General features: G+C 67.5%; 23 protein-coding genes and 1 pseudogene. 10 read left to right on the top strand and 14 right to left on the bottom strand.

Translation table 11 applies throughout. From position 1 onward, the window contains the following. Window positions 1-5: 5 nt before the first annotated feature. Window positions 6-1145: pseudogene (locus tag G6038_RS17190) on the top strand (MFS transporter); the annotation flags it as partial. A 54-nt stretch (window positions 1146-1199) separates the two neighbouring features. Here G6038_RS17190 and G6038_RS17185 read toward each other — a convergent pair. From G6038_RS17185 to G6038_RS17170, 4 genes are all read right to left on the bottom strand, one after another. Beyond that, window positions 1200-2177, bottom strand: coding sequence for a nitronate monooxygenase family protein (locus tag G6038_RS17185; protein ID WP_165039025.1), 978 nt, complete (start codon window positions 2175-2177; stop codon window positions 1200-1202). A 25-nt stretch (window positions 2178-2202) separates the two neighbouring features. Next, a complete protein-coding gene (locus tag G6038_RS17180) occupies window positions 2203-2601 on the bottom strand; it encodes a nuclear transport factor 2 family protein (RefSeq protein ID WP_165039024.1) in 399 nt (132 codons plus the stop codon). 69 nt (window positions 2602-2670) lie between these two features. Then, window positions 2671-3528, bottom strand: coding sequence for a crotonase/enoyl-CoA hydratase family protein (locus tag G6038_RS17175; RefSeq protein ID WP_346772840.1), 858 nt, complete (start codon window positions 3526-3528; stop codon window positions 2671-2673). A gap of 272 nt (window positions 3529-3800) precedes the next feature. Next, a complete protein-coding gene (locus G6038_RS17170) occupies window positions 3801-5000 on the bottom strand; it encodes an acyl-CoA dehydrogenase family protein (RefSeq protein ID WP_165039022.1) in 1200 nt (399 codons plus the stop codon). A 210-nt stretch (window positions 5001-5210) separates the two neighbouring features. On the opposite strand from G6038_RS17170, the gene G6038_RS17165 reads away from it, so the two are divergent. The 4 genes from G6038_RS17165 (at window position 5211) to ribB (ending at window position 8397) form a co-directional block, all read left to right on the top strand. Then, window positions 5211-5921, top strand: coding sequence for a TetR/AcrR family transcriptional regulator (locus G6038_RS17165; protein WP_165039021.1), 711 nt, complete (start codon window positions 5211-5213; stop codon window positions 5919-5921). Window positions 5922-6011: 90 nt separating this feature from the next. Continuing rightward, window positions 6012-6230, top strand: a complete 219-nt coding sequence (locus G6038_RS17160; RefSeq protein ID WP_240918550.1) for a hypothetical protein — start codon at window positions 6012-6014, stop codon at window positions 6228-6230. Between the two features lie 62 nt (window positions 6231-6292). Further along, window positions 6293-6799, top strand: coding sequence for a flavin reductase family protein (locus G6038_RS17155; protein ID WP_165039020.1), 507 nt, complete (start codon window positions 6293-6295; stop codon window positions 6797-6799). A gap of 386 nt (window positions 6800-7185) precedes the next feature. Next, window positions 7186-8397 carry a 3,4-dihydroxy-2-butanone-4-phosphate synthase gene (gene ribB / locus G6038_RS17150; RefSeq protein ID WP_165039019.1) on the top strand — a complete coding sequence of 404 codons (1212 nt, stop codon included), beginning with the start codon at window positions 7186-7188 and terminating at the stop codon, window positions 8395-8397. 480 nt (window positions 8398-8877) lie between these two features. Here ribB and G6038_RS17145 read toward each other — a convergent pair whose 3' ends face one another. Next, window positions 8878-9126 carry a WhiB family transcriptional regulator gene (locus G6038_RS17145; RefSeq protein WP_165039018.1) on the bottom strand — a complete coding sequence of 83 codons (249 nt, stop codon included), beginning with the start codon at window positions 9124-9126 and terminating at the stop codon, window positions 8878-8880. Between the two features lie 536 nt (window positions 9127-9662). Here G6038_RS17145 and G6038_RS17140 point away from each other — a divergent pair. Continuing rightward, window positions 9663-10424 (top strand): crotonase/enoyl-CoA hydratase family protein, encoded by a 762-nt coding sequence (locus G6038_RS17140; protein ID WP_006940476.1) that lies wholly within the window; start codon window positions 9663-9665, stop codon window positions 10422-10424. A gap of 15 nt (window positions 10425-10439) precedes the next feature. On the opposite strand, the gene G6038_RS17135 is transcribed toward G6038_RS17140, so the two are convergent. After that, window positions 10440-10730 carry an SHOCT domain-containing protein gene (locus G6038_RS17135; RefSeq protein WP_165039017.1) on the bottom strand — a complete coding sequence of 97 codons (291 nt, stop codon included), beginning with the start codon at window positions 10728-10730 and terminating at the stop codon, window positions 10440-10442. A gap of 60 nt (window positions 10731-10790) precedes the next feature. Continuing rightward, the gene (locus G6038_RS17130; protein ID WP_165039016.1) at window positions 10791-11240 is read right to left on the bottom strand and encodes a DUF6325 family protein; all 450 of its coding nucleotides are present in this window, start codon (window positions 11238-11240) and stop codon (window positions 10791-10793) included. A 288-nt stretch (window positions 11241-11528) separates the two neighbouring features. Between G6038_RS17130 and G6038_RS17125 the strand changes: the two genes are divergently transcribed. From G6038_RS17125 to G6038_RS17115, 3 genes are read left to right on the top strand one after another with little or no spacing between them, the layout of a single operon-like run. Then, window positions 11529-11933 (top strand): hypothetical protein, encoded by a 405-nt coding sequence (locus tag G6038_RS17125; RefSeq protein WP_165039015.1) that lies wholly within the window; start codon window positions 11529-11531, stop codon window positions 11931-11933. A 30-nt stretch (window positions 11934-11963) separates the two neighbouring features. Further along, window positions 11964-12503 (top strand): potassium channel family protein, encoded by a 540-nt coding sequence (locus G6038_RS17120; RefSeq protein WP_165039014.1) that lies wholly within the window; start codon window positions 11964-11966, stop codon window positions 12501-12503. 13 nt (window positions 12504-12516) lie between these two features. Then, window positions 12517-13935: a DUF2252 domain-containing protein gene (locus G6038_RS17115; RefSeq protein WP_165039013.1), complete on the top strand. Its 1419-nt coding sequence runs from the start codon at window positions 12517-12519 to the stop codon at window positions 13933-13935. A gap of 8 nt (window positions 13936-13943) precedes the next feature. On the opposite strand, the gene G6038_RS17110 is transcribed toward G6038_RS17115, so the two are convergent. From G6038_RS17110 to G6038_RS17095, 4 genes are all read right to left on the bottom strand, one after another. Further along, entirely contained in the window at window positions 13944-14108 is a 165-nt protein-coding gene (locus tag G6038_RS17110) for a hypothetical protein (RefSeq protein ID WP_165039012.1), read from the bottom strand. A 1-nt stretch (window position 14109) separates the two neighbouring features. After that, window positions 14110-14577, bottom strand: coding sequence for a DUF6325 family protein (locus G6038_RS17105; RefSeq protein ID WP_165039011.1), 468 nt, complete (start codon window positions 14575-14577; stop codon window positions 14110-14112). A 174-nt stretch (window positions 14578-14751) separates the two neighbouring features. After that, a complete protein-coding gene (locus G6038_RS17100) occupies window positions 14752-16071 on the bottom strand; it encodes a cation:proton antiporter (RefSeq protein WP_165039010.1) in 1320 nt (439 codons plus the stop codon). Beyond that, complete coding sequence (locus G6038_RS17095) at window positions 16068-16547, bottom strand: hypothetical protein (RefSeq protein WP_165039009.1); 480 nt, start codon at window positions 16545-16547, stop codon at window positions 16068-16070. The genes G6038_RS17100 and G6038_RS17095 overlap by 4 nt, the downstream gene beginning before the upstream one ends. 202 nt (window positions 16548-16749) lie before the next feature. Here G6038_RS17095 and G6038_RS17090 point away from each other — a divergent pair, with 202 nt between their 5' ends. Next, entirely contained in the window at window positions 16750-19104 is a 2355-nt protein-coding gene (locus G6038_RS17090; protein WP_165039008.1) for an arylsulfatase, read from the top strand. Between the two features lie 204 nt (window positions 19105-19308). Here G6038_RS17090 and G6038_RS17085 read toward each other — a convergent pair whose 3' ends face one another. The 3 genes from G6038_RS17085 to G6038_RS17075 all read right to left on the bottom strand — a co-directional run bounded on the left by G6038_RS17085 (window position 19309) and on the right by G6038_RS17075 (window position 21853). Then, window positions 19309-19701, bottom strand: a complete 393-nt coding sequence (locus G6038_RS17085; RefSeq protein WP_165039007.1) for a rhodanese-like domain-containing protein — start codon at window positions 19699-19701, stop codon at window positions 19309-19311. Window positions 19702-19714: 13 nt separating this feature from the next. Next, entirely contained in the window at window positions 19715-20806 is a 1092-nt protein-coding gene (locus tag G6038_RS17080) for an ABC transporter substrate-binding protein (protein ID WP_165039006.1), read from the bottom strand. A gap of 633 nt (window positions 20807-21439) precedes the next feature. After that, complete coding sequence (locus G6038_RS17075) at window positions 21440-21853, bottom strand: SHOCT domain-containing protein (RefSeq protein ID WP_165039005.1); 414 nt, start codon at window positions 21851-21853, stop codon at window positions 21440-21442. Between the last annotated feature and the right edge of the window lie 69 nt (window positions 21854-21922).

The following is a 21922-nucleotide window of genomic DNA, read 5'->3' as shown; positions in this document are numbered from 1 at the left end:
GCCCGTTGTCCGCCGGCGGTGGTGCGCTCCGTAATCCCGACTTCGCCCGGCTGTGCGTCGGGCAGGCGGTCGCGCAGCTCGGCAGCCGCGGCTACGGCGTCGCGATCATGTTGTGGGTGCTCGCGGTCAGCGGTTCCGCCGTGACGGTCGGGCTGGTCTCGACCGTGACGATGGGTGCCTTCACGGCCGCGACGGTCCCCGCCGGCTGGATCGTCGACCGCTTCGATCGCCGTCGCGTCATGATCACCGTCGACGCCTGCTCGGCGGCCGCCGCCGCGGTGCTGGCGGCCTGCGCCTGGCGCGGTCTGTTCCATCCGGTGCCCGTCCTCGCCGCCGTGTCGGTGCTCGGGGCAGGGTGGGCGGTGCGCGGACTCGCCGAGGACGCGGCTGTGCCGCAGGTGGTCGAACGCGAGCAGATCGGCACGGCGTACGGGCTTTTCGAGGCGCGAGGGTACGCGACCGGGGTGGCCGGCCCGCCGCTCGCGGCGACCCTCTACGGTCTCGGCGCCGCGCTGCCCTTCGCGGGACATGCCGTGTCGTTCGTGGTGGCGGGAGCGGCCGCGGCCCGGGTGCGCACCCCGCTGCAGGCGCCGCGCGTCCACGGTTCCGTCGCGGAACGGCCGTGGGCCGCCGTCCGGGAGGGGTTGCGGTGGTTCGCATCCCACCCGTTCGTCCGCACCACCGCGGCGCTGACGGCCGTCGCCGAGTTCGTGGTCAACGGCTGTGGTCTGGTGGTGGTCGTGCTCCTGGCCGGCAGCGGCGCGCCGTCCTCGACGGTCGGGATCGCGCTCGCCGTCGCCTACGGCGGGGGCATGCTCGGGGCGCTGGCGGTGCCGCGGCTCCGGCGCCGGATCCCGGCGCACCGCCTGCTCGTGCTCTCGGCGGGCCTCGGTGTCCTGGCGGTCCTCGCGGCGGCCACGGGGTCGCCGGTCGTCGCCGCCGCCGGTTATGCCGCCCTGCTGGCGGTGACCCCGTCGTGGTCGGTGGTGGTGACCGCACGCTGCGCCGAACTGGTGCCCGACGAGGTGCGGGGCCGGGTCGGCGCGGCGACCGGCCTGGTCACCTCGTTGCCGGCGATGTTCGCGCCCCTGACGGTGGGCGTGCTGACGACGGCCGTCGGCGCGGCGAGCACCGCGTGGATGCTCGCCGCGCTCCTCGGCGGGGTGGCCGTGGCGACCGCGGTCAGCCGGACGGTGCGCCTACAGGCCGGCGAGCCGCTCCCGCGCCGCGCGGTACTCGGTGGCGAGCCGGTCGACGAGTTCGGCAGCGGGGACGACGGCGTCGACGGCGCCGACGCCCTGCCCGGAACCCCAGATGTCGCGCCAGGCCTTCGCCTTCGCTCCGGTCCCGGAGCTCTCCCCGGTGCCGAAGTCCATGGCCGACGGGTCGGACACGGCGAGGTTGTTCGGGTCGAGGCCGGCGGCTTCGATGCTGCCGCGCAGGTAGTTGCCGTGCACGCCGGTGAACAGGTTGGAGTAGACGATGTCCGCGGCGGTGGACTCGACGATCATCTGCTTGTAGCGGGCGTCGGCGTTGGCCTCTTCGGTGGCGATGAACGCCGAGCCGACGTAGGCGAGATCGGCACCGGCGGCCTGGGCCGCAAGGATGGAACGGCCGTGCGCGATCGAGCCCGACAGCAGCAGCGGGCCGTCGAACCACTCGCGGATCTCCTGGATCAGCGCGAACGGTGACTGGGGGCCTGCGTGGCCGCCGGCGCCGGCCGCCACGGCGATGAGCCCGTCGGCGCCCTTGTCGACGGCCTTGCGGGCGAAGGTGTTGTTGATGACGTCGTGCAGGACGATGCCGCCGTAGGAGTGGATGGCGTCGTTGACGTCGGTGCGGGCACCGAGGGAGGTGATGACGACCGGGACCTCGAATTCGACGATGGTGGCGAGGTCTTCTTCGAGGCGGTCGTTGGAGCGGTGCACGATGAGGTTGACCGCATACGGTGCGGACGGCGCTTCGGGGTGGTTGGCGTCGTGCTTGGCGAGGGCCTCGGTGATGCGGGTGAGCCACTCGCGCAGCATCGCCTGGGGGCGGGCGTTGAGCGAGGGGAACGAGCCGACGACGCCGGAGGTGCACTGGGCGATCACCAGGTCCGGGCCGGAGACGATGAACATCGGCGACGCCACCACGGGCAGGCGCAGCCGGTCTTGCAGGATCGGAGGCAGGGCCATGCGAATCTCCTTGGGAAGGTCGGTGTTACGACTGCCCGAGCTGGGCGGCCATGAGTGGGATGAGAGCCTGCAGGCCCTTCAGCGGGCGGGCCATGACCTTGAACGAGATGATCCGGCCGCGGTCGTCCCAGCGGATCAGGTCGATGCCGTCGACGTGGATGCCGTCGAGGTCGGCGGTGAACTCGAGCACCGCCGATCCGTCGGAGTACCACTCGCCGACGTACCGGAAGTCCCGCCCGGTGAACACGGCGAGCGCGGCCCGCAGGTAGGCGAGGGTCAGGTCTCTGCCCTCCTGCGGCGTGAACACCGCGGGGGAGTAGAAGACGGCGTCGTCGGCGATCAGATCGTCCAGGGCTGCCTCGTCGCTGTGCTCGACGATGTGGTGCCAGCGTTCGACGACGGCGGGTCGGACGTGGGTCGACATGAGGATCCCCTCTCGGTTCGTCGCCCCCGAGCGTAGGGGCCACCCACCTAAACAGTCAATGGTGACCGTTCAGGGGCGGAACGGTGGCGTCGGCAGGTCGTCACCGAACAGGTCGGGCAGATCGCTCGACACCCGGTCCGGGAACGATGCGGGGCGCTTCTCGAGGAAGGACGAGATGCCTTCCCGGGCGTCGGGGCCCGTGCCGCGGATGTTGATGCCGCGGGTCTCGATGCGGTGCGCGATCATCGGATGCTCCGCGCCGAGGGCGCGCCACATCATCTGCCGGGACAGCGCCACCGAGACCGGCGCCGAGTGCTCGGTGAGGCTGCGGGCCAGCGCACGGGCCTGATCGAGCAGATCGGCTGCGGGATGGAGCGCGTAGACGAGCCCGGCCGCATGGGCCTCGGTCGCGTCGAAGATCCGTCCCGAGTACACCCAGTCCAGGGCGGTCTGCAGCGGAACCAGGCGGGGCAGGAACCAGGTGGAGCACGACTCGGGGACGAGGCCGCGGCGGTTGAAGACGAAGCCGATACGGGCGTCGTCGGCGGCGAGGCGGAAGTCCGCCGCAAGCGTCATGGTGATGCCGACGCCGACGGCCGGGCCGTTGATCGCCGCGATGATCGGCTTGCGGCACTCGAACATGCGCAGCACGACGCGGCCGCCGCCGTCGCGCCGGACGTCGTCGGCGCTCGATTCGTCGAGTCGCTGCGCGAACGTGTCGGCGCCCGCAGCGAGATCTGCGCCCGCGCAGAAGGCGCGTCCGGCGCCGGTGATCACGACGGCGCGCACGGAATCGTCGGCGTCGCAGCGGTCGTAGGCCTCGATCAGCTCGTGCTCCATCGTGGTGGTGAAGGCGTTGAGCTGGTCGGGGCGGTCGAGGGTGATGGTGGCGATGCAGTCGGCGACGGACAGGTCGATGTGTTCCACGCCGGTCAGCATGACATGTTTACTGAGCGATCGGTAGGTCCATGGGTTGCGCACAGCGCGGCGCCCCCGTCGCGAGTCGGTTGTAGGTTCCGCGGGAACGTGTCATTTTCCAGATTTCGTGTCACCGGCGTGTCATTATCCAAGGTTCATGTCACGCGGTCGGACACTATGAAAGTGCCCCGGACCAGCGAGGTTGAGGTAGAGACAGTCCCCATGGGACAGGGAGGGGCTGGCCTGTGGGCCAGCCCCTCACGACGCGTGACTTTGGGGGCTCAGATGAAGGAAGTGATCTGAGGTTGTCCAAGCATCTGGCGGCCGTAAACCTCGTATTGGACGGTCGCCATCTGCAGTGGGTGACTGTTGCTGGCCTGAACGTCGCGGAAGAGGCGCTGTACCGGATTCGTCCGTGCGATGCCGGAGCCACCACCGAGACTGAAGATGAGGTTTGCCGCAGAGCGGCACAGGTCGAGTGCTCGTCCGATGTCCATGCGGGCACGCACGCGTAGCGACTCGGGCATATAGTCCGGGCCTTCCGCCCACTTGTCGATGTCGTCTCCGAGGCGGTCCTGGTGGAACTGTGCCTCGTCGATCAGCATCGCAGCTTCGGCCAACCGGGTCTGGGTCACCACCGATTCTGCTGCTTTCTCGTAGATCGTGTATGCAATCTTGCGCTTGGGAACCTGCTTCAGATACTCCTCGAGCATGCGCTTCGTCGCGCCCAGCGCCGGACACACCAGCACAGCTGACAGGACGGGAAGAAACGCCGCACGGTACAGAGGCACCTCGCTGGCGTACTCCGACGGGTACTCGCCGGCGGAGGCGGCCACCGGGTCGATGATCCGGTACTCCGGCACGAAGACGTCTTTCACTTCCACGCTATGGCTACCGGTTCCGGCGAGCCCCATCGTGTCCCAGTCCTTGTGGATCCGGATGGACGACATGGGTACGAGCGCAAAGACGGGGCCGGCATTGTCGCCGGACGCGTCCGGGCGGGGCGCGCCGAGCAGCATCCAGGTGGCATCGAGCACTCCGGAAGCGAACCCCCACTTGCCGCTGATGCGGTAGCCACCCGGAACAGGGGTCAACGTGCCCAGGGGGGCCAGTGTGCCCGACACCACCGTGGGGGTCGAATCCCCGAAGAGCTCTTCCTGAGCAGCCAAGGGGTACAACGAACCCAACCAGATGGCGGCGTTGTGAATACCGGCAACCCATGCTGCGGACGGACATCCTTCGGCGATCATCGTCAGGATTTCGAGAGTTTCACGCAGGGTCAGTTCGGCACCGCCGAACCGCTCGGGCGCCAGCATTCGGTAGAAACCACCGTCATTGAGACGGCGGGACAGGTCGTCGCCGATCCACCGGTCGGCTTCCGTCTGTTCGTTGTGAGCGCGCAGGTCAGCCTTGAGAGCCTGCGCCAGCTCGAGTAGCTCAGCGGCGCGGGCGCTGCGCGGAGGGGCGGTCAATTGGGTCATGGTCTTCTCCTGTCGAGGTGGCCGAGCAACAAAAGTGACTGTATGTCAGTTATGACGTGACGTCAATCACTTCGTCGGGAAGAACGTGCCGCAAGTCACCCGGGCCGACGCGCACCTCGCTTCCGCGACGCGTCGTCTCGAGTGGCACGGTGTAATCTGTGAAGCTTCCGCAGGCCGTTGAGGCCGACCACTCCGAGGCCCGATGACACCGTGAACGACAGAGACGACGTGAGAGACGAATTGCCGCAGGGTCGCCAGGGGCGGCGGCGGGCCCGTACCCGAGAGGCGCTCCTGGCGAGCGCCGCGGAGCTTTTTGCAGCGCAGGGAGTCGAGGCGACGGCCGTCGCGCAGATTGCCGAAGGTGCCGATGTCGGCTACGGATCGTTCTACAACCACTTCCGCGGGCTCGAGGAGGTCGCCGAAGTCTTGCTCGTCCGGAGCGTGCAAGAGATTCTGAACGCCACTGCCGCCATCATGGCCGAGGTCGACGATCCCCGGTTGTTGCCGTGCGTCGGTGCTCGGGTGATCCTTCGATCGTTTCTCAGGGACGCGGTCGTTCGTTGGATGCTCGAACGCCCTTACCTGTTGGTGGAAACCTTCCAGACGCAGGCCGCGCCCTTCATGGAACGCTTCGAAACACCCGGCATCGAGTCCGGTGCGCTGAAGCCGGCCGCGGGTCACAAGACCTGGATACGGACGTTGCCGTGGCTCCTTCTCTCCGAGCTACACTGCGCGGTCGTCGATTCCGACGGTGATCCAGTGGCGCACGAGGAGTCTTTCGCGACAATATGCCTGCGACTGTTGGGCATTGACGACGCGGACGTGGAGGGACTGCTTGCCGAATCCCTCACTCTCGTTGATGCGCAACTGAATGAACGCGCATCAGCGACTCCATCCCGGGGCGGTACTGACGTCGGCTAACCGAGGTTTCCACCGCGTTTCCAAAGCCGCGTAGTGAGATCGGCCCGCCTCGGAAAGTTCCTGATCTGCTCGGGACCATCCGTATCGGGTATGCCGTTTTGGCGGCCGCACTTTCTCGACGCGGCGACCCGGCCGATACCGCCGAGCGAGAGCGGCGCCGAGATCCGCCGCATCTCCCGCTCCTCTTCGAAGGTGCTCGACGACGTCACCGGGGTGGCCGCCGCCTTCCTCGAGGAGCAGAGCGCGTGGGCAGCGCAGGTGAATCGAGGCACGCGACGTGCGGCACGTTACTCCCCGCAGTGTGATTGACGTCACGTCAGAACTGACATACGATCAGTTTTGTTGCTCGGTCACATCGACAGGAGAAGGCCATGACCCAACCGACTACCCACTCGAATCCTGTCCAGGAAACCTTCAAGGACGTGATGGCGCACGTCGCCACTCCGGTCGCCGTCGTGACCTCCATGGACGGCGACCTGCCTTTCGGCACCACCGTCAGCGCCTTCACCTCCTTGTCGATGAGACCGCCGATGGTCCTGGTCTCCCTGGACCGCAGGTCGGAGACGCTCGAGCTGATCACGGCATCGAAGAAGTTCGGATTGAACGTGCTGGGCCGCGACCAGCAAGGCACCGCGCTGAAGTTCGCGAAGAAGGGCGGAAGAGGCAAGTTCCACGGCGTGCGGTGGGACCTCGACCACGACCTACCCCGAATCGCCGGCGCCGCCGGCTGGATCGCCTGCCACGTCGAGCAGCTCGTCGAGGGCGGAGACCATGTGGTCGTGCTCGGCCACGTCGTTGCGGCAGAGAACAACTACAGCGACCCGCTCACCTATCACCGCCGCGAATTCGGCACGCACTCGGCACTCGAATCCGCGTAACCCTACCGACCTCGATTAGGCCGGCAGGGTAGACGCCGATGATCGTGCCGTCACCTCCGACGACGTCGACAACCTGAAACAGTTTCATCTTTCCTGCGCGCGCCCACCCTGCCGCTGGCCACGATCGACACCGTCCTACGCCGCGCCGACATAGGCCATATCGACCACGATGACGCCTACCTCGATCTCGACCGGCTACAGCGCCGACGCAACCACGGACTCGTCGACGAGGCCGCGTTCGATCGCATGGTCGAGTACGCGACGGGCAAGCAGTGGATCTCCAAGCAGTGGATCTCCGCCGACGGCTCGGCGGTACGAGCCCACATCGTACGAACCGAAACCCTCCAGCCGGAGCCCCGGCGACTGTGTAGAACAGGACGACCAACATGAACGGCACACCCCACGACGGATTCGACGACGTGCACGAGGCGATCGCCGCGATAGCTCGCGGCGAGATGGTCGTGGTCCTCGACGACGCCGGCCGAGAAAACGAAGCCGACCTCGTGATGGCCGCACAGCACGCCGACACCAGCTCCATCGCCTTCTTCGTCGACCACACCTCGGGCTACCTCTGCGCACCCATGTCCGGCGAACGAGCCGACGCCCTCGGTCTGCCACTCATGGTCTACGACAACCAGGAACCGATGTCCACGGCGTTCACCGTCACCACCGATGCCGCCCACGGCATCACCACGGGGATCAGCGCAGCCGACCGCGCCACCACCCTGCGAACGCTGGCCTCCCTCACCTCCCGACCGGACGACCTCGTCCGCCCCGGACACGTGCTACCCCTACGCGCTCATTCCGCCGGAGTCCTCGGCCGCCCCGGCCACACCGAAGCCGGTATCGACCTGTGCATCGCGGCAGGACTCTCCCTGGTAGCAGTCATCTGCGAGTTGGTCACCCCCGACTGCCGCGAGATGCTGCGCGGCGCCGACGCAATCGCGTTCGCCCGCACCCATCAGATGCCGGTGGTGAGCATCGCCGACATCGCCCGCTACCGGTCCGCCCTCGTCTCCGCCACCGGATCCACCGACATCCACACCACCCGAGGATCTGTCACCGCCACCGCCTTCCAAGATGGCCGGGGACACGAACACCTCGCCATTGTCGTCGGCGACATCACCGAAGGCGACGAAGTGCTCGTCCGCATCCACAGTGAATGCATGACCGGAGACCTCTTCGGGTCCCTGCACTGCGACTGTGGCCCCCAACTCCAATACGCACTCGATGCGATCGAGCGCGAAGGTGCCGGGATCGTCGTCTACCTCACCGGCCACGAGGGCCACGGCATCGGCCTCGGCCGCAAACTTCGCGCCTACCAGCTGCAACGAACCACAGGATTGGACACCGTCGATGCGAATCTCGCCTTGGGCTGTGCCGTCGACGACCGCGACTACTCCGCGGCGGCCTCCATCCTCAAACAACTCGGCGCAGGCAGCATTCGACTTCTCACCAACAACCCGGACAAGCAAACCTCACTGACACGAAACGGTGTCGAGGTCACCGGCCTCGTGCCCATCCAGATCGCGCCGACCGCACACAACGTCTCCTACCTCGCCACCAAACGCGACCGTCTGCACCACCTCATCGGATAAGTCCTCGGCAATGCGGACTGCGCGCGCGCAGACAGCGATGTAGCCGATCACGAGGTCCCGCCATCGTTCGACACCAAGGATCGGGTCTCCAGTCGACGTGCGGTAGTGCAGGCATCTACTTGCCCTCTGTCTCAGAAGAGCGCTTGTACACACCGAGTACCACCTGCTCGTAGTGCACTCGACTCCTGGAACTGACAACGGAACCAGCTGACGACGTATGACACGACCGTCAACTACTGCTCATGGGTAGTCCCTGGTCGACGAGGGGACCGGCATCCGGGGGTCCGAGGATTGGCGTACAGCGACGATGACTGATCGGCGATGCCCCTTCGGAGAGCGACCGGCTGAGGATTCCGACAAGTTCGTGAGAATCAAGCAGTGACACGGCGTTTCAAACCCGTAGGTTGTAGGCGCAGTGGAGTGACATCGAGCCGTGGAACCTACATCGGTGACGGGGGCGCAGGCGCGACGTGCAGGGGGCTATCCGCGGGTCACACGGCCGCGGCGGAACTCCTTGCCGCCCCAGATGCCGGACTGCCGGGTCTCGCCGGCGTAGGTGGCGCATGCGGCGACGAGGGGGCAGCGGGCGCACACCCGGCGGGCGTAGTCGAACGACTCCGACGGGTCCGGGAACCAGGCGTCCGGTGTCGCGTCGCCGCGGCACGCGGCCAGGTCCCAGTCCGGCGCGGTGTCCGACGGGGCGAGCAGGTCGGTGAGCATCGTGGTCACGGGCAGGTCCTCCTTCCGAGGATGGAATGCAGGTTCGGCCGGGTCGGCGCAGCGCCCCGGGGGTGAGTCGCGGCAGAACTAAACGTCCTGTGGCGCAGGGATGTCGAGGAACATACAGATGCGGAGACGGCGGTCAGCGGGTGCCCGCCCGGCGGTCAGCAGATGCCGGGTCGCGTCGTCGGCGACCCCGTCTGCCGGGGTCCCGCGGGGGGAAGGGCACACGCGACGAGATGTCGCATCGGCCGCCTCACCGGCGCAGCCGGTGGCACTGTGCGCATCGCGTGCCTCCTTCCGTGTCGTGGCCGTCGTCGATCGGTCGAGTCCAACACGCCCCGCGGCCGGGTTCTTCCCGTCCGTGCGCGAACAGTGACGGGTACCTCACGACCACGACTCCACTACATAGGTTTCGGCTATGGGTCGATGCCCCGTTCGGACTTTGCCTCGGGTACCGGTCCGGTGATCGACTCGACGGGACGTTCCGCGGGCGCCGCGTGCCCGGCCGGAACCCCGAGGACCCCGCACCGAGGAGACGCCACGTGAGCGCTGTACTGACCGAGTTCGGCGACGGCATCGCCGTCATGACCATCAACCGGCCCGAGGCGCGCAACGCCGTCGACCTCGAGGTCGCCAAGGCGCTCGCCGCCGCCGTCGACGAGTTCGAGGCGCGACCGGACCTGGTCGTCGGGATCATCACCGGCGCGGGCGGCACCTTCTGCGCCGGCATGGACCTCAAGGCGTTCACCCGGGGCGAGCGGCCGTCGCTGCCCGGACGGGGATTCGCCGGGCTCACGGAGCGTCCGCCGACCAAGCCGCTGATCGCCGCGGTCGAGGGCTGGGCTCTCGCCGGCGGGTGCGAGCTCGCCCTCTCGGCGGACCTCGTCGTCGCCGCCCGGGGCGCCAAGTTCGGCCTGCCCGAGGTCAAGCGCGGGCTCGTCGCCGCCGCCGGCGGTCTGCTGCGCCTGCCCAAGGTGCTGCCCTACCAGCTCGCGATGGAGATCGTGCTCACCGGCGACCCCCTCACCGCCGAGGTGGCGCACGCGCACGGCCTGGTCAACACCCTCACCGAACCGGGCGCAGCCCTCGACGGCGCGCGGGCGCTCGCGGCCCGCATCAGCGGCAACGGGCCGCTCGCCGTCCGTGCCTCCAAGCAGATCATGGCGTCGGCCGTGCAGTACACCGACGCGGAGGCGTTCGCGTCGCAGCGTGCGCTCGTCGAGCCGGTGTTCGCCTCCGCGGACGCGCAGGAAGGGGCCCGCGCGTTCGCCGAGAAGCGCGCGCCGGTGTGGCGTGCGGAGTGAGAGCTCCGGGAACCGCTACGACGCGAGGATCCGGGCCTTCTCGGCCTCGAACTCGGCCTCGGTCAGCACGCCCTGCGTCTTCAGTTCGGCGAGTTCCTTCAGGGCGGTGATCCGGTCCATGCTGCCCGCGCCGCTGTCCGCGGGGGGAGCTTCGGCCGGCTCCGGGGCGGGCGGCGGTGGCGCGTACTGGGGCTCTTCCTCCGCCGCCCAGCGCCGGCCCTGGCGCCGGGAGACCCGGTTGGAAACGGCGGTGGCGGTTCCGGCCACCACGGCGGTGCGGGCGACGCCGCGAAGCAGTCCGGGCATGACGGTGTTCTCCTCGGGTGAGTGTTCGGGATCTTCGGGTTCGGATCCTGCTGCGGTGGTTCAGGTCTGGGCGTCGAGTGCCTCGAGCGACGCGAGGATGCTCTGAACCGGGATGCGCCCGGAGGCGACGAGCTGGGCTCCGTTGCGGCGCAGGGCGGCCGCAAAAGGTGCGGCCCAGGTGTTCTCGTAGACGAGGATCGCCGCCGAACATCCCGGTTCGAGGGCCGCGCCGGCCTCGCCGAGGTCGGTGTCGTCGAGCAGGCCGGTGGCCGCCTCGGCGAAGAGGGTCACGTCGATGTCGCCCTGGAGTCCGACGTCGGAGATGTCGATCCCGCTCAGGGAGCCGTCGGTGTCCTTGCGGACGAAGGCGAGGTCCAGCACGCGGATGATCCTGCGCGCGACGAGGTCATGCAATAGCGGCAGGGCCGAGCCGTCGGGCTGACGGTCTGCCGGGAACTCGATGACGAAATAGTCGATGGGACCCAATTCGTCGATGTCGGCATCGTTCATGGGACTACCTCTTTCCGCTGTGCCCGGAACGGGGCTGTCGGGCCGTGCCCACCCCCGTCGCCTCGGTGGCCGGTACGCACGACCGGCCTCGGCAGCCCCCATTCTTCTCCGCTCGGCCGCCGAAGGCTCTCCCTTTGGGCATTGTGGTGACCAAAGCCCTCTCGAATTCCTGGAAAGCCGGTCGTCAGGCGGTCGGGATTCGGCAAAGATCATCAACTCGATGCGAGGCGGCCGGTGGTGCGGGCACAATACCGTACGTCGGGCCGAATCGAAGGGTAGGCGATTGGCATGTCCCAGGACACGAGTGTCAAACAGGATGTGGCGGCCGGAACCTCCATGGGCGCCGCGATCATTCTCGTCACGATCGGCATCCTCCAGGTCTTCCAGGGGATCGCCGCCGTGGCGGAGGACGAGGTGTTCGTCGTCGGAATCGAGTACACCTACAAGTTCGACCTCACCACCTGGGGATGGATCCACATCGTGCTCGGTGTGGTGGCCGCCCTGGTCGGTTTCGCCCTGTTCACCGGCGCGACCTGGGCGAGAGTGGCGGCCATCGTGCTTGCGTCGCTGTCGATTCTCGCCAACTTCATGTGGCTGCCGTACTACCCGTGGTGGTCGGTGCTCATCATCGCGCTCGATGTGGTCGTCATCTGGGCGGTGGCCACATGGAACCCGCGCCGGGACTACTACTGACCGCGGCACCGTCGGGCCGGGGCGTCGCCGATGACCGACGGTGAGACCGGGCCCGGCCTGCCGGCGGTGGGGGGCCGCCGGCTGTTGTGGCTGGCTGTGCTGCGGCCGGCGCTCACCACGGTGGTGTTGTTGATCGCGTACTTCGTGCTGCCGCTCGAGGATTTCGACGACATCTCGGCCGTGGCAGTGCTGGTCGGTGGATTCCTGGTGGTGTGCGCCGTGTGCGCCTGGCAGGTCCGGCAGGTGCTGCGGTCGCCGTACCCTGCCGTGCAGGCGATCGAGGCGCTGCTGCTGACGGTCGCCGTCTACCTGGTCGGGTACGCGACCGCGTATCACGTCCTGTCGTACAACGTTCCGGAATCGTTCGACGTGCCGCTCTCGCGGATCGATGCCCTGTATTTCTGCGTGACCGTTTTCGCGACGGTGGGTTTCGGAGACATCGTCGCCACCACCCAGGCCGCGCGGGCGGTCGTCACCGCGCAGATGGTCGGCAACCTCGTCCTCCTCGCGCTCGGCCTCCGGTTCCTGACCGCCGCCGTGAAGTGGCGTCAACAACAGAAGAAGACGTGAGAGGGAGAACCGGATGACCGAGACCCCGAGAAGCGAGCGAGTGGTCGAACATCCCACCAGGGAGGAGCGGGCGGAACGCGGCCGGACTGCCCGCAGCCGGACCCCGCTGTCCGCGCTCGCCGAGTTCGATACGAGCCGTCGCCCCGATCCGCTCGACCTGTTGGAGCAGCAGGCGACGTCCCGGGTGCCGGAGCTCGTTCCGGTGCGCTACGGCCGCATGGCAGAAACCCCGTTCTCCTTCTATCGGGGTGGGGCCCTGGTGATGGCGGACGATCTGTCCCGCGGGCCGACCACGACCGTCCTCACCCAACTGTGCGGGGACGCGCACATGAGCAATTTCGGGATCTTCGCCACCCCGGAACGCAAGCTGACCTTCGATATCAACGACTTCGACGAGACCTACCCCGGCCCGTTCGAGTGGGACGTCAAGCGGCTCGTCGCCAGCCTCGTGATCGCCGCGCAGGACAACGGATTCACGGGCAAGCAGCAGACACGGATCGCCCGTGCCTGCGCAGCGGAGTATCGCGAAACGATCGCCCGGCAATCGGAGCGGGGAAATCTGGCGGTCTGGTACTCGCACATCGAGCCCAGCACGGAACTCACGGAACTGCGCGACGAACTCGACTCGTCCATGAAGAAGCGCCTGCGCAAGACGCTCGAGAAGTCGCGCCACCGGGACAGCGTCCAAGCGCTGTCCAAGCTGACCGAGGTGGTCGACGGCCGTCGCCGGATCATCAGCACCCCGCCGCTCATCGTCCCCGTCGAGGAGGTCTTCGCCGACGCGGACGTCGAACTGCTGTACCAGGAACTGCATCAGCGCCTGCGTGACTATCGGTCGACGCTCCAGTGGGACCGTCGGGTACTGCTCGAGCAGTTCGAGTTCGTGCAGGCGGCGCGCAAGGTGGTCGGCGTCGGCAGCGTCGGAACCCGGGCCTGGATCTTCCTGTTGCGTGGCACGGGCGACGACGACCCGCTCTTCCTGCAGGCCAAGGAGGCGCAACGGTCCGTGCTCTCGTACTACGTGGACGGCCCCACCTTTGCCAACGAGGGTGAACGGGTGGTCAACGGCCAGCGGCTGATGCAGGCGGCCAGCGACATCTTCCTCGGCTGGCAGCAGGGCCCCGGACCGGACGGGGTCCGGCGGGACTTCTACCTGCGTCAGTTGCGGGACGGCAAGGGCTCGGCCGTCGTCGAGGCGATGACTCCGACCGGAATGACACTGTACGGACGGCTGTGCGGACGGGTACTGGCGTACGGGCACGCCCGATCCGGCGACCGCATCGCGATCGCCGAGTATCTCGGCTCCGGCACCGAATTCGACGACGCCGTCACGGCATTCGCGATCGCCTACGCCGAGCAGAACACCCGCGACCACGCCGCGCTCCTCGGTGCGATCTCCGCTGGGCGGATCACCGCCCAGCGAGGGGTCTGACCCGAGGCTCAGCGCCGGTCCCGGCGGTCCTCTCGTCGATCCTCCCGGCGGTCGGAACGCCGGCGGACACCGTGCGCGACCACCGCCGCCGTCGCGACGGTCGTGGCCGTACGGGCCACGGGTGCGGGTCCGATCACCGCGGCGCGGCGCATTCGCCTGGCTGCAAGGGGCATGTCAGTCTCCTTCTTGTTCGTCTGCTTCGATAGCGGCCAGCAGGGCCTGCACGGGAATGCGGCCGCTGGCCACCAGCTGCCCGCCGGCGCGGCGTATCGCCGATGCGAACGGCGCGGCCCACAGGTTCTCCCACACCAACAGGGCCGCGGTGCTGCCGGGCTCGACGGCCGCGGCGACTGCTTCGACGTCCTCCTCGCTGAGCAACATCGCCAGCTCGGCTTCGTAGGAGCGCAACGCCCCGATCTCGGCTTCGTCCAGGTCGGAGAGCTCGAACGCTTCCAGAGATCCGTCGGTCTCCTTCTTCAACAGCAGCAGATCCAGGACCCGCACGATCCCGCGCTCGACGAGGTCGTCGAGCGCGGGTGCGATCTCACCCTTGAACCTGCTTCCGGGGAACTCCACCACGATCCAGTCGACCGGTCCGAGTTCGTCGATGTTCTCGGTGGACCTGTTTGTGTCTTCGGTCATTTCGCTGTTTACCCCTTGCTGATCGATCGACTGGGCGTGCCGGGGTACCGGTCGACTACCCCGCGGGGGATGACACGCCGACGCCCGGTTCGGGGACATCGCCACGGCCTCTCGGGTGGGGAGGGGCGAGTTGGTGATCGCATGACGACAGCGTGTGCCCTCGGTGTCCCGAGCCTAGTCGTTGCCGGAAGAGTCGGCGGTCGAATCGTCCAGGCCGCCGGGTCCGTGAGGGTGCGCCGCATCTGCATGCCCGGTTGTCTCTCCGCCCTCCAGGGGCGGGGACAGCCGACGGGGATGCTGTTCGAACCAGTGCGCGTAGCGGACCGCGAAGGGAGCGGCAGTGATCCCGTGGGCAAGCACCGACAACGCGATCGTCACGATGGCGGTCGTGAGCAGGAGATCCTCGTGCGGGAGTTCGCCGGGCTCCTCGAGGATCAGGATGGTGAAGACGATCGTTGCGAGCCCGCGCGGGCCGAACCAGCCGACGAAGGCGACGGTCGGTCCGCGGGCGTGGAGGCCGATCAGGGCGAGCGCGACGGGCACCATCCGGATGACGGTCAGGCTGAGCACGGCGTAGACCGCCACCGTCCACGACAGTCGCCCGAGAGCCGGTCCGAGCAGTACGGCGCCGAAGACGATGAAGGTCACGGCGTTGAACAGGTCGCCGGTCTCGTCGATCAGGTGAGAGACCTCGCCCTCACTCCGCCGCTCGATTGCGCCGAAGGTCAGCCCGCCGACGAACGCCGCGATGAAGCCCGAGCCGCCCAGGGGCACCGCGACGGTGTAGGCGAGTGCCGCGGCGGCCACCGGGACGATCTGCGTCCACAGGTGGTCGAGCGGGTAGCGGCGGCCGACCACGACCAGGATGGTGGCGGCGATCGCGCCGGCGCCGACGCCGGCGACGATGCCGAATCCGATCTGCTCGGCGACCAACCGAGCCGCGGCGCCGTCACCGATCGCGCCGGACTCCGCACGTGCGACGGCCAGCACGATCAGGAACAGCGGCACGCAGATGCCGTCGTTGAGTCCGCTTTCGACGTTCAGGCCCTGTCGTACCCGTGACGGCAGGATCGGTAGGGTCACCACCGCCTGACCGAGGGCCGCGTCGGTCGGTGCGAGAATCACCGCGAGCAGGAGCGCCTCCGGCCAGGCCAGATCACCGAGGACGACGAGCGCGGCGGCGAACCCGGCGGCGATGGTCAAGGGTAGGCCGAGGCCCAGCAGCCTGGCGGGAAGCGAGATTTCGGTCCGCAGGGCGGACAGATCGACGCGGGAGGCGTCGGAGAACAGCACGAGGGCAAGCGTTACTTCGGCGAGCAGTTTCACCGTCTCACTCGCCGCGTCGACATCGATCAGTCCGGCGGCCTGCCCGCCGACGAGCAGACCGCCGGCGGTGAAGACGATCGGTGCGGTGATCGGTGTGCCCGCGACACGTCCGGAAATCGCGGCGAAGACGAGCAGAATTCCGGCGATTGCAGGGAGCGCCCAGGTCATGGCGGTGTGGTGCCGGAGGGCGGTGACATGCGGTTCGTGGATGTGTCGGTCGGCAACCGTTGCTGGGCGAACGGCCCGAGCAGCGTCGCAAGATCTCGGCGGGCGCCCACCACCTCCAGGGTCGCGCCGGAGTCGTGCCGGAAACGGACCGCGACCGGGTCGTCGATCCCCTTGACCGTTCCGGGGGCGATGTCGGACGGTCCACTCTCCACGGCCTGGATCCCGAGCAATCTCGTGCGACTGAGGAAGGGGTTCCCGCCGTACAGGACCAGTACCGTGTGGATCCACTGGCCGACGCCGGTGATCCGGGCGAAGTCCGGTTTCAGTCCCGGGAGTTCACCCGAGACTGACCGGGACTTGCACGAGAACCCTTCGGGAAGGTGCTTGATCCGGCTGCGTCCGCGCAGCAGGACGACGAGCGCAGTCGCACACAGCCACAAGGGGATTCCGAGAAACGCCAGAATGAGCCAAATCATGGGTCGGGCCCTTCTCGAATCGCCGCCGTCGTCGTCTCGGACCACTCGCCCGGAAGAGCAGCGCAATTCCATTCTGACGAATCCGGAACGTGCCGGGCAGAGTATCGGCGAATTCGAGCGATCCGGCATTGGCCGGATGGGCTGGTCGGTACGCTCGAGATGCCGGAGACCGGCAGGTCTGCTCGAGATCGGGAGCGTCGCCATGGCAAGGGCCCACCACGGAAAGATCGCCGTCGACATACGCGACTCCGTCCCGGACTGGGCCCCGTACCTGCCCACGCAGGCACCGGACGGCTCCCCGAACGTTCTGATCATCGCCTGGGACGACGTCGGGTACGGCAGCATGGACATCTTCGGGGGTCCGATCGAGACCCCCACGATGCGCCGCATCGCCGACAGGGGCGTGAAGTACTCGAACTTCCACACCACGGCGCTGTGTTCCCCCACTCGGTCCTCCCTGTTGACAGGGCGTAACGCGACGACCAACGGCATGGCCACCATCGCCGAACTCAGCTCCGGATTCCCAGGCCTCTCCACGCACATCCCCTTCGAGAGCGGCTTCGTCTCCGAGGTGCTGACCGAGCGGGGCTGGAACACCTACTGCGTCGGCAAGTGGCATCTGACGCCGGGGGAGGAGATGAACATGGCGGCGGTCAAGACCCGGTGGCCGCTGGGCCGCGGCTTCGAGCGCTTCTACGGCTTCCTCGGCGGCGAGTCGAACAGTTGGTACCCCGACCTCGTCTACGACAACCATCCGGTCGACGCCCCCGGCACCCCGGAGGACGGCTATCACCTGTCGAAAGATCTGGCGGACAAGGCAATAGAATTCATCCGCGACGCGAGGGTCGTCGACCCGGACAAGCCGTTCTTCATGTACCTGGCCCCGCAGGCCGGGCACGCGCCCCATCACGTCTTCACCGAATGGGCCGACCGGTACAAGGGGAAGTTCGACCAGGGCTACGAGGCCATCCGCGCCGAGATTCTGCAGCGGCAGAAGGACCTCGGGCTGCTGCCCGAGGGCACCGAGCTTTCCCCGATCAATCCGCACGGGGAGCCGGCCACCACCGGGCCCGACGGGCAGCCGTGGCCACTGCTCGACACCGTCCGGCCCTGGGATTCGCTCACGGACGACGAGCAGCGCCTGTTCGTTCGCATGGCCGAGGTCTTCGCCGGATACATCTCCTACACGGACGACCAGCTCGGCCGCGTGATCGATCTGCTCGAGGAGTCCGGTGAGCTGGACAACACGATCATCGTCGTGGTTTCCGACAACGGAGCCAGCGGCGAGGGCGGGCCGAACGGATCGTTCAACGAATGGCGCTTCTTCAACGGCGTCCCCGACACGACCGAGGGGAACCTTCCCCACATCGACGAACTCGGCGGTCCGACGTCGTACAACCACTACAACACCGGCTGGGCATGGGCCTTCGACACACCCTTTCCGTACTGGAAGCGCTGGGCCGGCTACGAGGGCGGCGTCGCCGATATGTGCGTGGTCTCGTGGCCGGCGAAGATCCCGTCCGCCCCCGAGCCCCGGGACCAATACGTCCACGCCGTCGATGTCGTCCCGACGATCTACGAGCTGCTCGGCATCAGCCCACCCGAGGTCCTGAAGGGGTACACCCAGAGTCCGCTCGAGGGAGAGAGTTTCGCGGACTCGCTGACCGATCCCGCGGCACCGGGCAAGGCCGTGCAGTTCTACACGATGCTGGGGCAGCGCTCGCTGTATCACGAGGGGTGGCTCGCCTGTTCCGTGCATCCGCCGCTGTCCGGGTGGGGCCACTTCGACACCGATGTGTGGGAGCTCTACCACCTCGCGGAGGACCGGGCGCAACTGCACAACCTCGCCGACGCCGAACCCGAGCGGCTGGAAACCCTGAAGAGTCTGTGGTTCTACTACGCCGGCCGCTACCACGGGCTACCGCTGGACGACCGCAGCGCCCTCGAACAGGTGCTCGCCGAACGCCCCCGCCCGGGAAAGGCGCGAGACCGCTACGTCTACTATCCGGACTGCGCGGACGTCCCCGAGGCGGCCGGTGTCGCCATCACCGGACGGTCCTACGCGATCGTCGTTGGAGTCCATGTGGACTCGGCCGATGCCGAGGGAGTCTTCTACGCCCACGGCGGCCTGGCCGGCGGCCACAGTCTCTACATCAAGGACCACCGTCTGCGCTACGCCTTCAACTGGGTCGGCACGCACCTGCAGACCGTGGTCGCCGATCGGGACATCACCCCCGGCCCCCACGTGTGCACCGCCGAATTCGCCGTCTCCGGGAAGAACACCGATCCGGCGATGCCGGGCTTCGCCGGCACCCTGACCCTCTACATCGATGATCAGCAGGTGGCCACCGGCGAAATCGTTACCCAGCCGGGGGTGTTCTGCCTCGTCGGTGACGGCATCTGCGTCGGGCGTGACAGTGCCTCTCCGGTCACCCCGGACTACGTGTCCCCATTCCCGTTCACCGGGGGCACGATCGACAAGGTGGTCGTCGACGTTTCCGGCGAACGGTACGTCGACCACGAGGCACAGGTGCGGGCCTGGTTCTCGATCGATTGACCGGCGCTGCTCAGGGCCCGCGTGAGGCAGCGGAATCCGACATGGCAGGTGGGGGCGGTGTCACGTGCGTCCGCCCCGTGACGAGCGGTGAAGTAGTCCGTCCTCCATTCCCACACGTTGCCTGCCACAATCCATCAGGCCGTAATCGTTTGAGCCGGAGGCTGTCCACCGGTTACGCGGCATCCTCCTCACCGGCCGTGTAATTCAGATCTCTGCGTAGTCGTGCTCGCAGGTCGGCAGCCCCGCTGCCTTCCATTCGTTGAAGCCGCCTTCGAGAACTGCGACGTCGGTGTATCCCATGTCCTGGAGCGTGGCCGCGGCGAGGGCGGCGCGTGCCCCCGATGCGCATACCACGATCACCCGATTGGTCGGTTCGAGCGCCGTCTTGGGGTGCGGGCTGGTGGGATCCGCGAAGAACTCGAGCAACCCGCGGGGCGCCGGCACGGACCGGTCGATGTGACCGTGCGGCCACTCTTCGGCCTCGCGGACGTCGAGTAGCACGGAGCCTGCGGCGGCCTGTTCGGCGGCCGCCTGGGGACCCACCGAGGAGACCCGTGCCCGGGCCTCCTCGATCATGTCGAGTGCTGTTCTGGTCATGTCGTCGCTGTCCTCATCCGAGTCGTGTGGCGGTCACTTCGAGCGCCGTGCCTTCCGGCAGCTTGGCGGTGCTGCGCCGGGTCCACTCCTCTTCGAGCAGCTCCTTGGCCGCCTGCTCGAAGAACTCGGGGGCGGCCCATTCGTGCACGTCGAAGTCGTTCTCGATGTAGCCGTGACTGAGCATGAAGTCCTTGCCGATATCGATGGAGGCAAGGTTCTGCGGCGACAGGTTGGGCACCATGTCGATATGCTTGATGCCCTCGTAGGTGTCCTCGGCGTCCAGGTAGAAGGTTTGCCTGTCGAGGATCGCAGCCGCAGCGTGCTTGTTCTCGTTGGCCCAGCGGCCGACCTTGATCATGCCCTTCATGAACGCGAGTACGAGCTCGGGGTGCTTCTCGGCCATCTCGTCGGTGCAGGTGATGACGGCCGGGATGTTGGCCACCTGCAGCGTCCAGTCCGGGTACCGCGACAGGTCCTCGATCGCCTTGAACCTGCCGGTCGCCTCCTGCAGGTGCTGGAACGGCTTGCTCTGGGTGTAGATGGCATCGACGAGGCCCTGCCCGAGTGCAGTCTCGAGCGGACGGAAGGCCAGGTCGTGCTTGTGGTCACGCTTGAGCCACAGCTCCGACGGATTGTTCATGGGGTCGAGCATCTCGGGCTTGTCGTACCAGTCGTCCGGGTAGGGGAACTCGACGATTTCGACGTCGTCGCGGGTCATTCCGTTGAGTCTGAGCATCAGCTCGATGCCCTGTTCCTCCTGGATGCGCCACCAGTCGTTCTTGATGGTGTTCAGACTCTTGGTGAGGCCGATCTTCTTGCCCTTCAGTTCCACCATCCGGTAGATGTCGTCCCGGGCACGCACCAGAAGGCAACCACCCTCACGCGAGGCGTGGGTTGCACCCAATAGCCGGGTCCGGCGGATGTCCGCGTGCACGTGGACGGGTGGGAACAGGCCCCCGAAGCGAATCAGATTGTCCAGATTGTGAATGTAGTGCGGGTACCAGTCGTTCTCCCTCCGGGAGCGCAAGAAGGCGTACTCCACGCCGATCTTCTTGAACTCCTCGCGGGTCCATCCCAGTTCCTGGTCGACGTTGCTGGCCGACACGAGGGGCAGTTCGTGTAGTAGACCTCGTCCCACCTCAGGGGAACTGTGTTGCCTTTTTTCATTACCGCGGTCATGGCTGCTCTCTCTCATCGATTTCGTGTCGACCGCATGTGTGCGGATCTGTTCGATCCGCGTTGTCCCACGTCTTCGTGGCCACAATCCGGGAAGATCGACGGGCCCGCCCCGGAGGCTTCGGGGCGGGCCCGTCGAGAACCGACAACCCGCCGGCGCCGAGTCCAACCGTGCCGACAGTTCGGGGTGGCGGCCGGAGATCCCAGTGAAACCGGAAGCCCCCGGCCGCCGTCCACCTCCGTGCGCAATGACCGGACGCCGGTGCGGAAGATCCCGTGTCGGCGATTGCCCCGCATCGTGGCCGCGGAGCACGTCCTCCACCTCGCGCCGCGGACGCGAATTCCGCGCAGTCGGTGGCATGAACGGGTTTGTCGGCGTCGATCATGTTCGTCGGATCCCGTTCCACCGCCGCGCCGCGAGCCTCCACTCGGACTCGGTCGGCGGCTCCTTGCCGCCCCCGGGCGTAAGCGAGCGCGTCGTAATGGGACACGTGCGTCACCGAATGGTGCTCGCGTCCGCCGACCGAGCTCTTGGTACCTCGGGATGCCGTGCAGATCCTGACTATCGGACCTGCATTCCGGGCTGTCCCGCGGATGTCTGTCCCAGAGCCGTGGCCTTGAGTTGTTCGAACTCCGCTGCGGTGATCGCGCCGGAGTCGTGCAGCGCCTTCGCATCGGCGATCTGCTCGGCCGGCGACTTGCCGGCCACCTGCCGGATGTACTCGTCGGTGGCCTGCTTGGTCTCCTGCTGGGCACGCATCGACCGCTCCGCCATGCCGCGGCCACGGGCGATCAGATAGACGAACGCGGTCAGGTACGGGAGTAAGACCAGTCCGATCACCCAGAGGGCCTTGGCGAAGCCGGAAACGGTGTGATCGCGGAACAGGTCGACCAAGATCTGGAACAGCACCATCAGATACGCCACGAAGGCGAACACGATGATCGTGTACCACACGTAATCCCAGAACGAATCCATGATGTGAACCTCCTGTGAGCGGACCCGGCGATGGGACCGAACCCCCGCGATGTCGGGCGCCTCACATCG

This window comes from Rhodococcus sp. 14C212 (assembly GCF_011058195.1).
Lineage (GTDB): Bacteria > Actinomycetota > Actinomycetes > Mycobacteriales > Mycobacteriaceae > Rhodococcus > Rhodococcus aetherivorans.
This window is presented reverse-complemented; position numbering and strand designations above follow the sequence as displayed.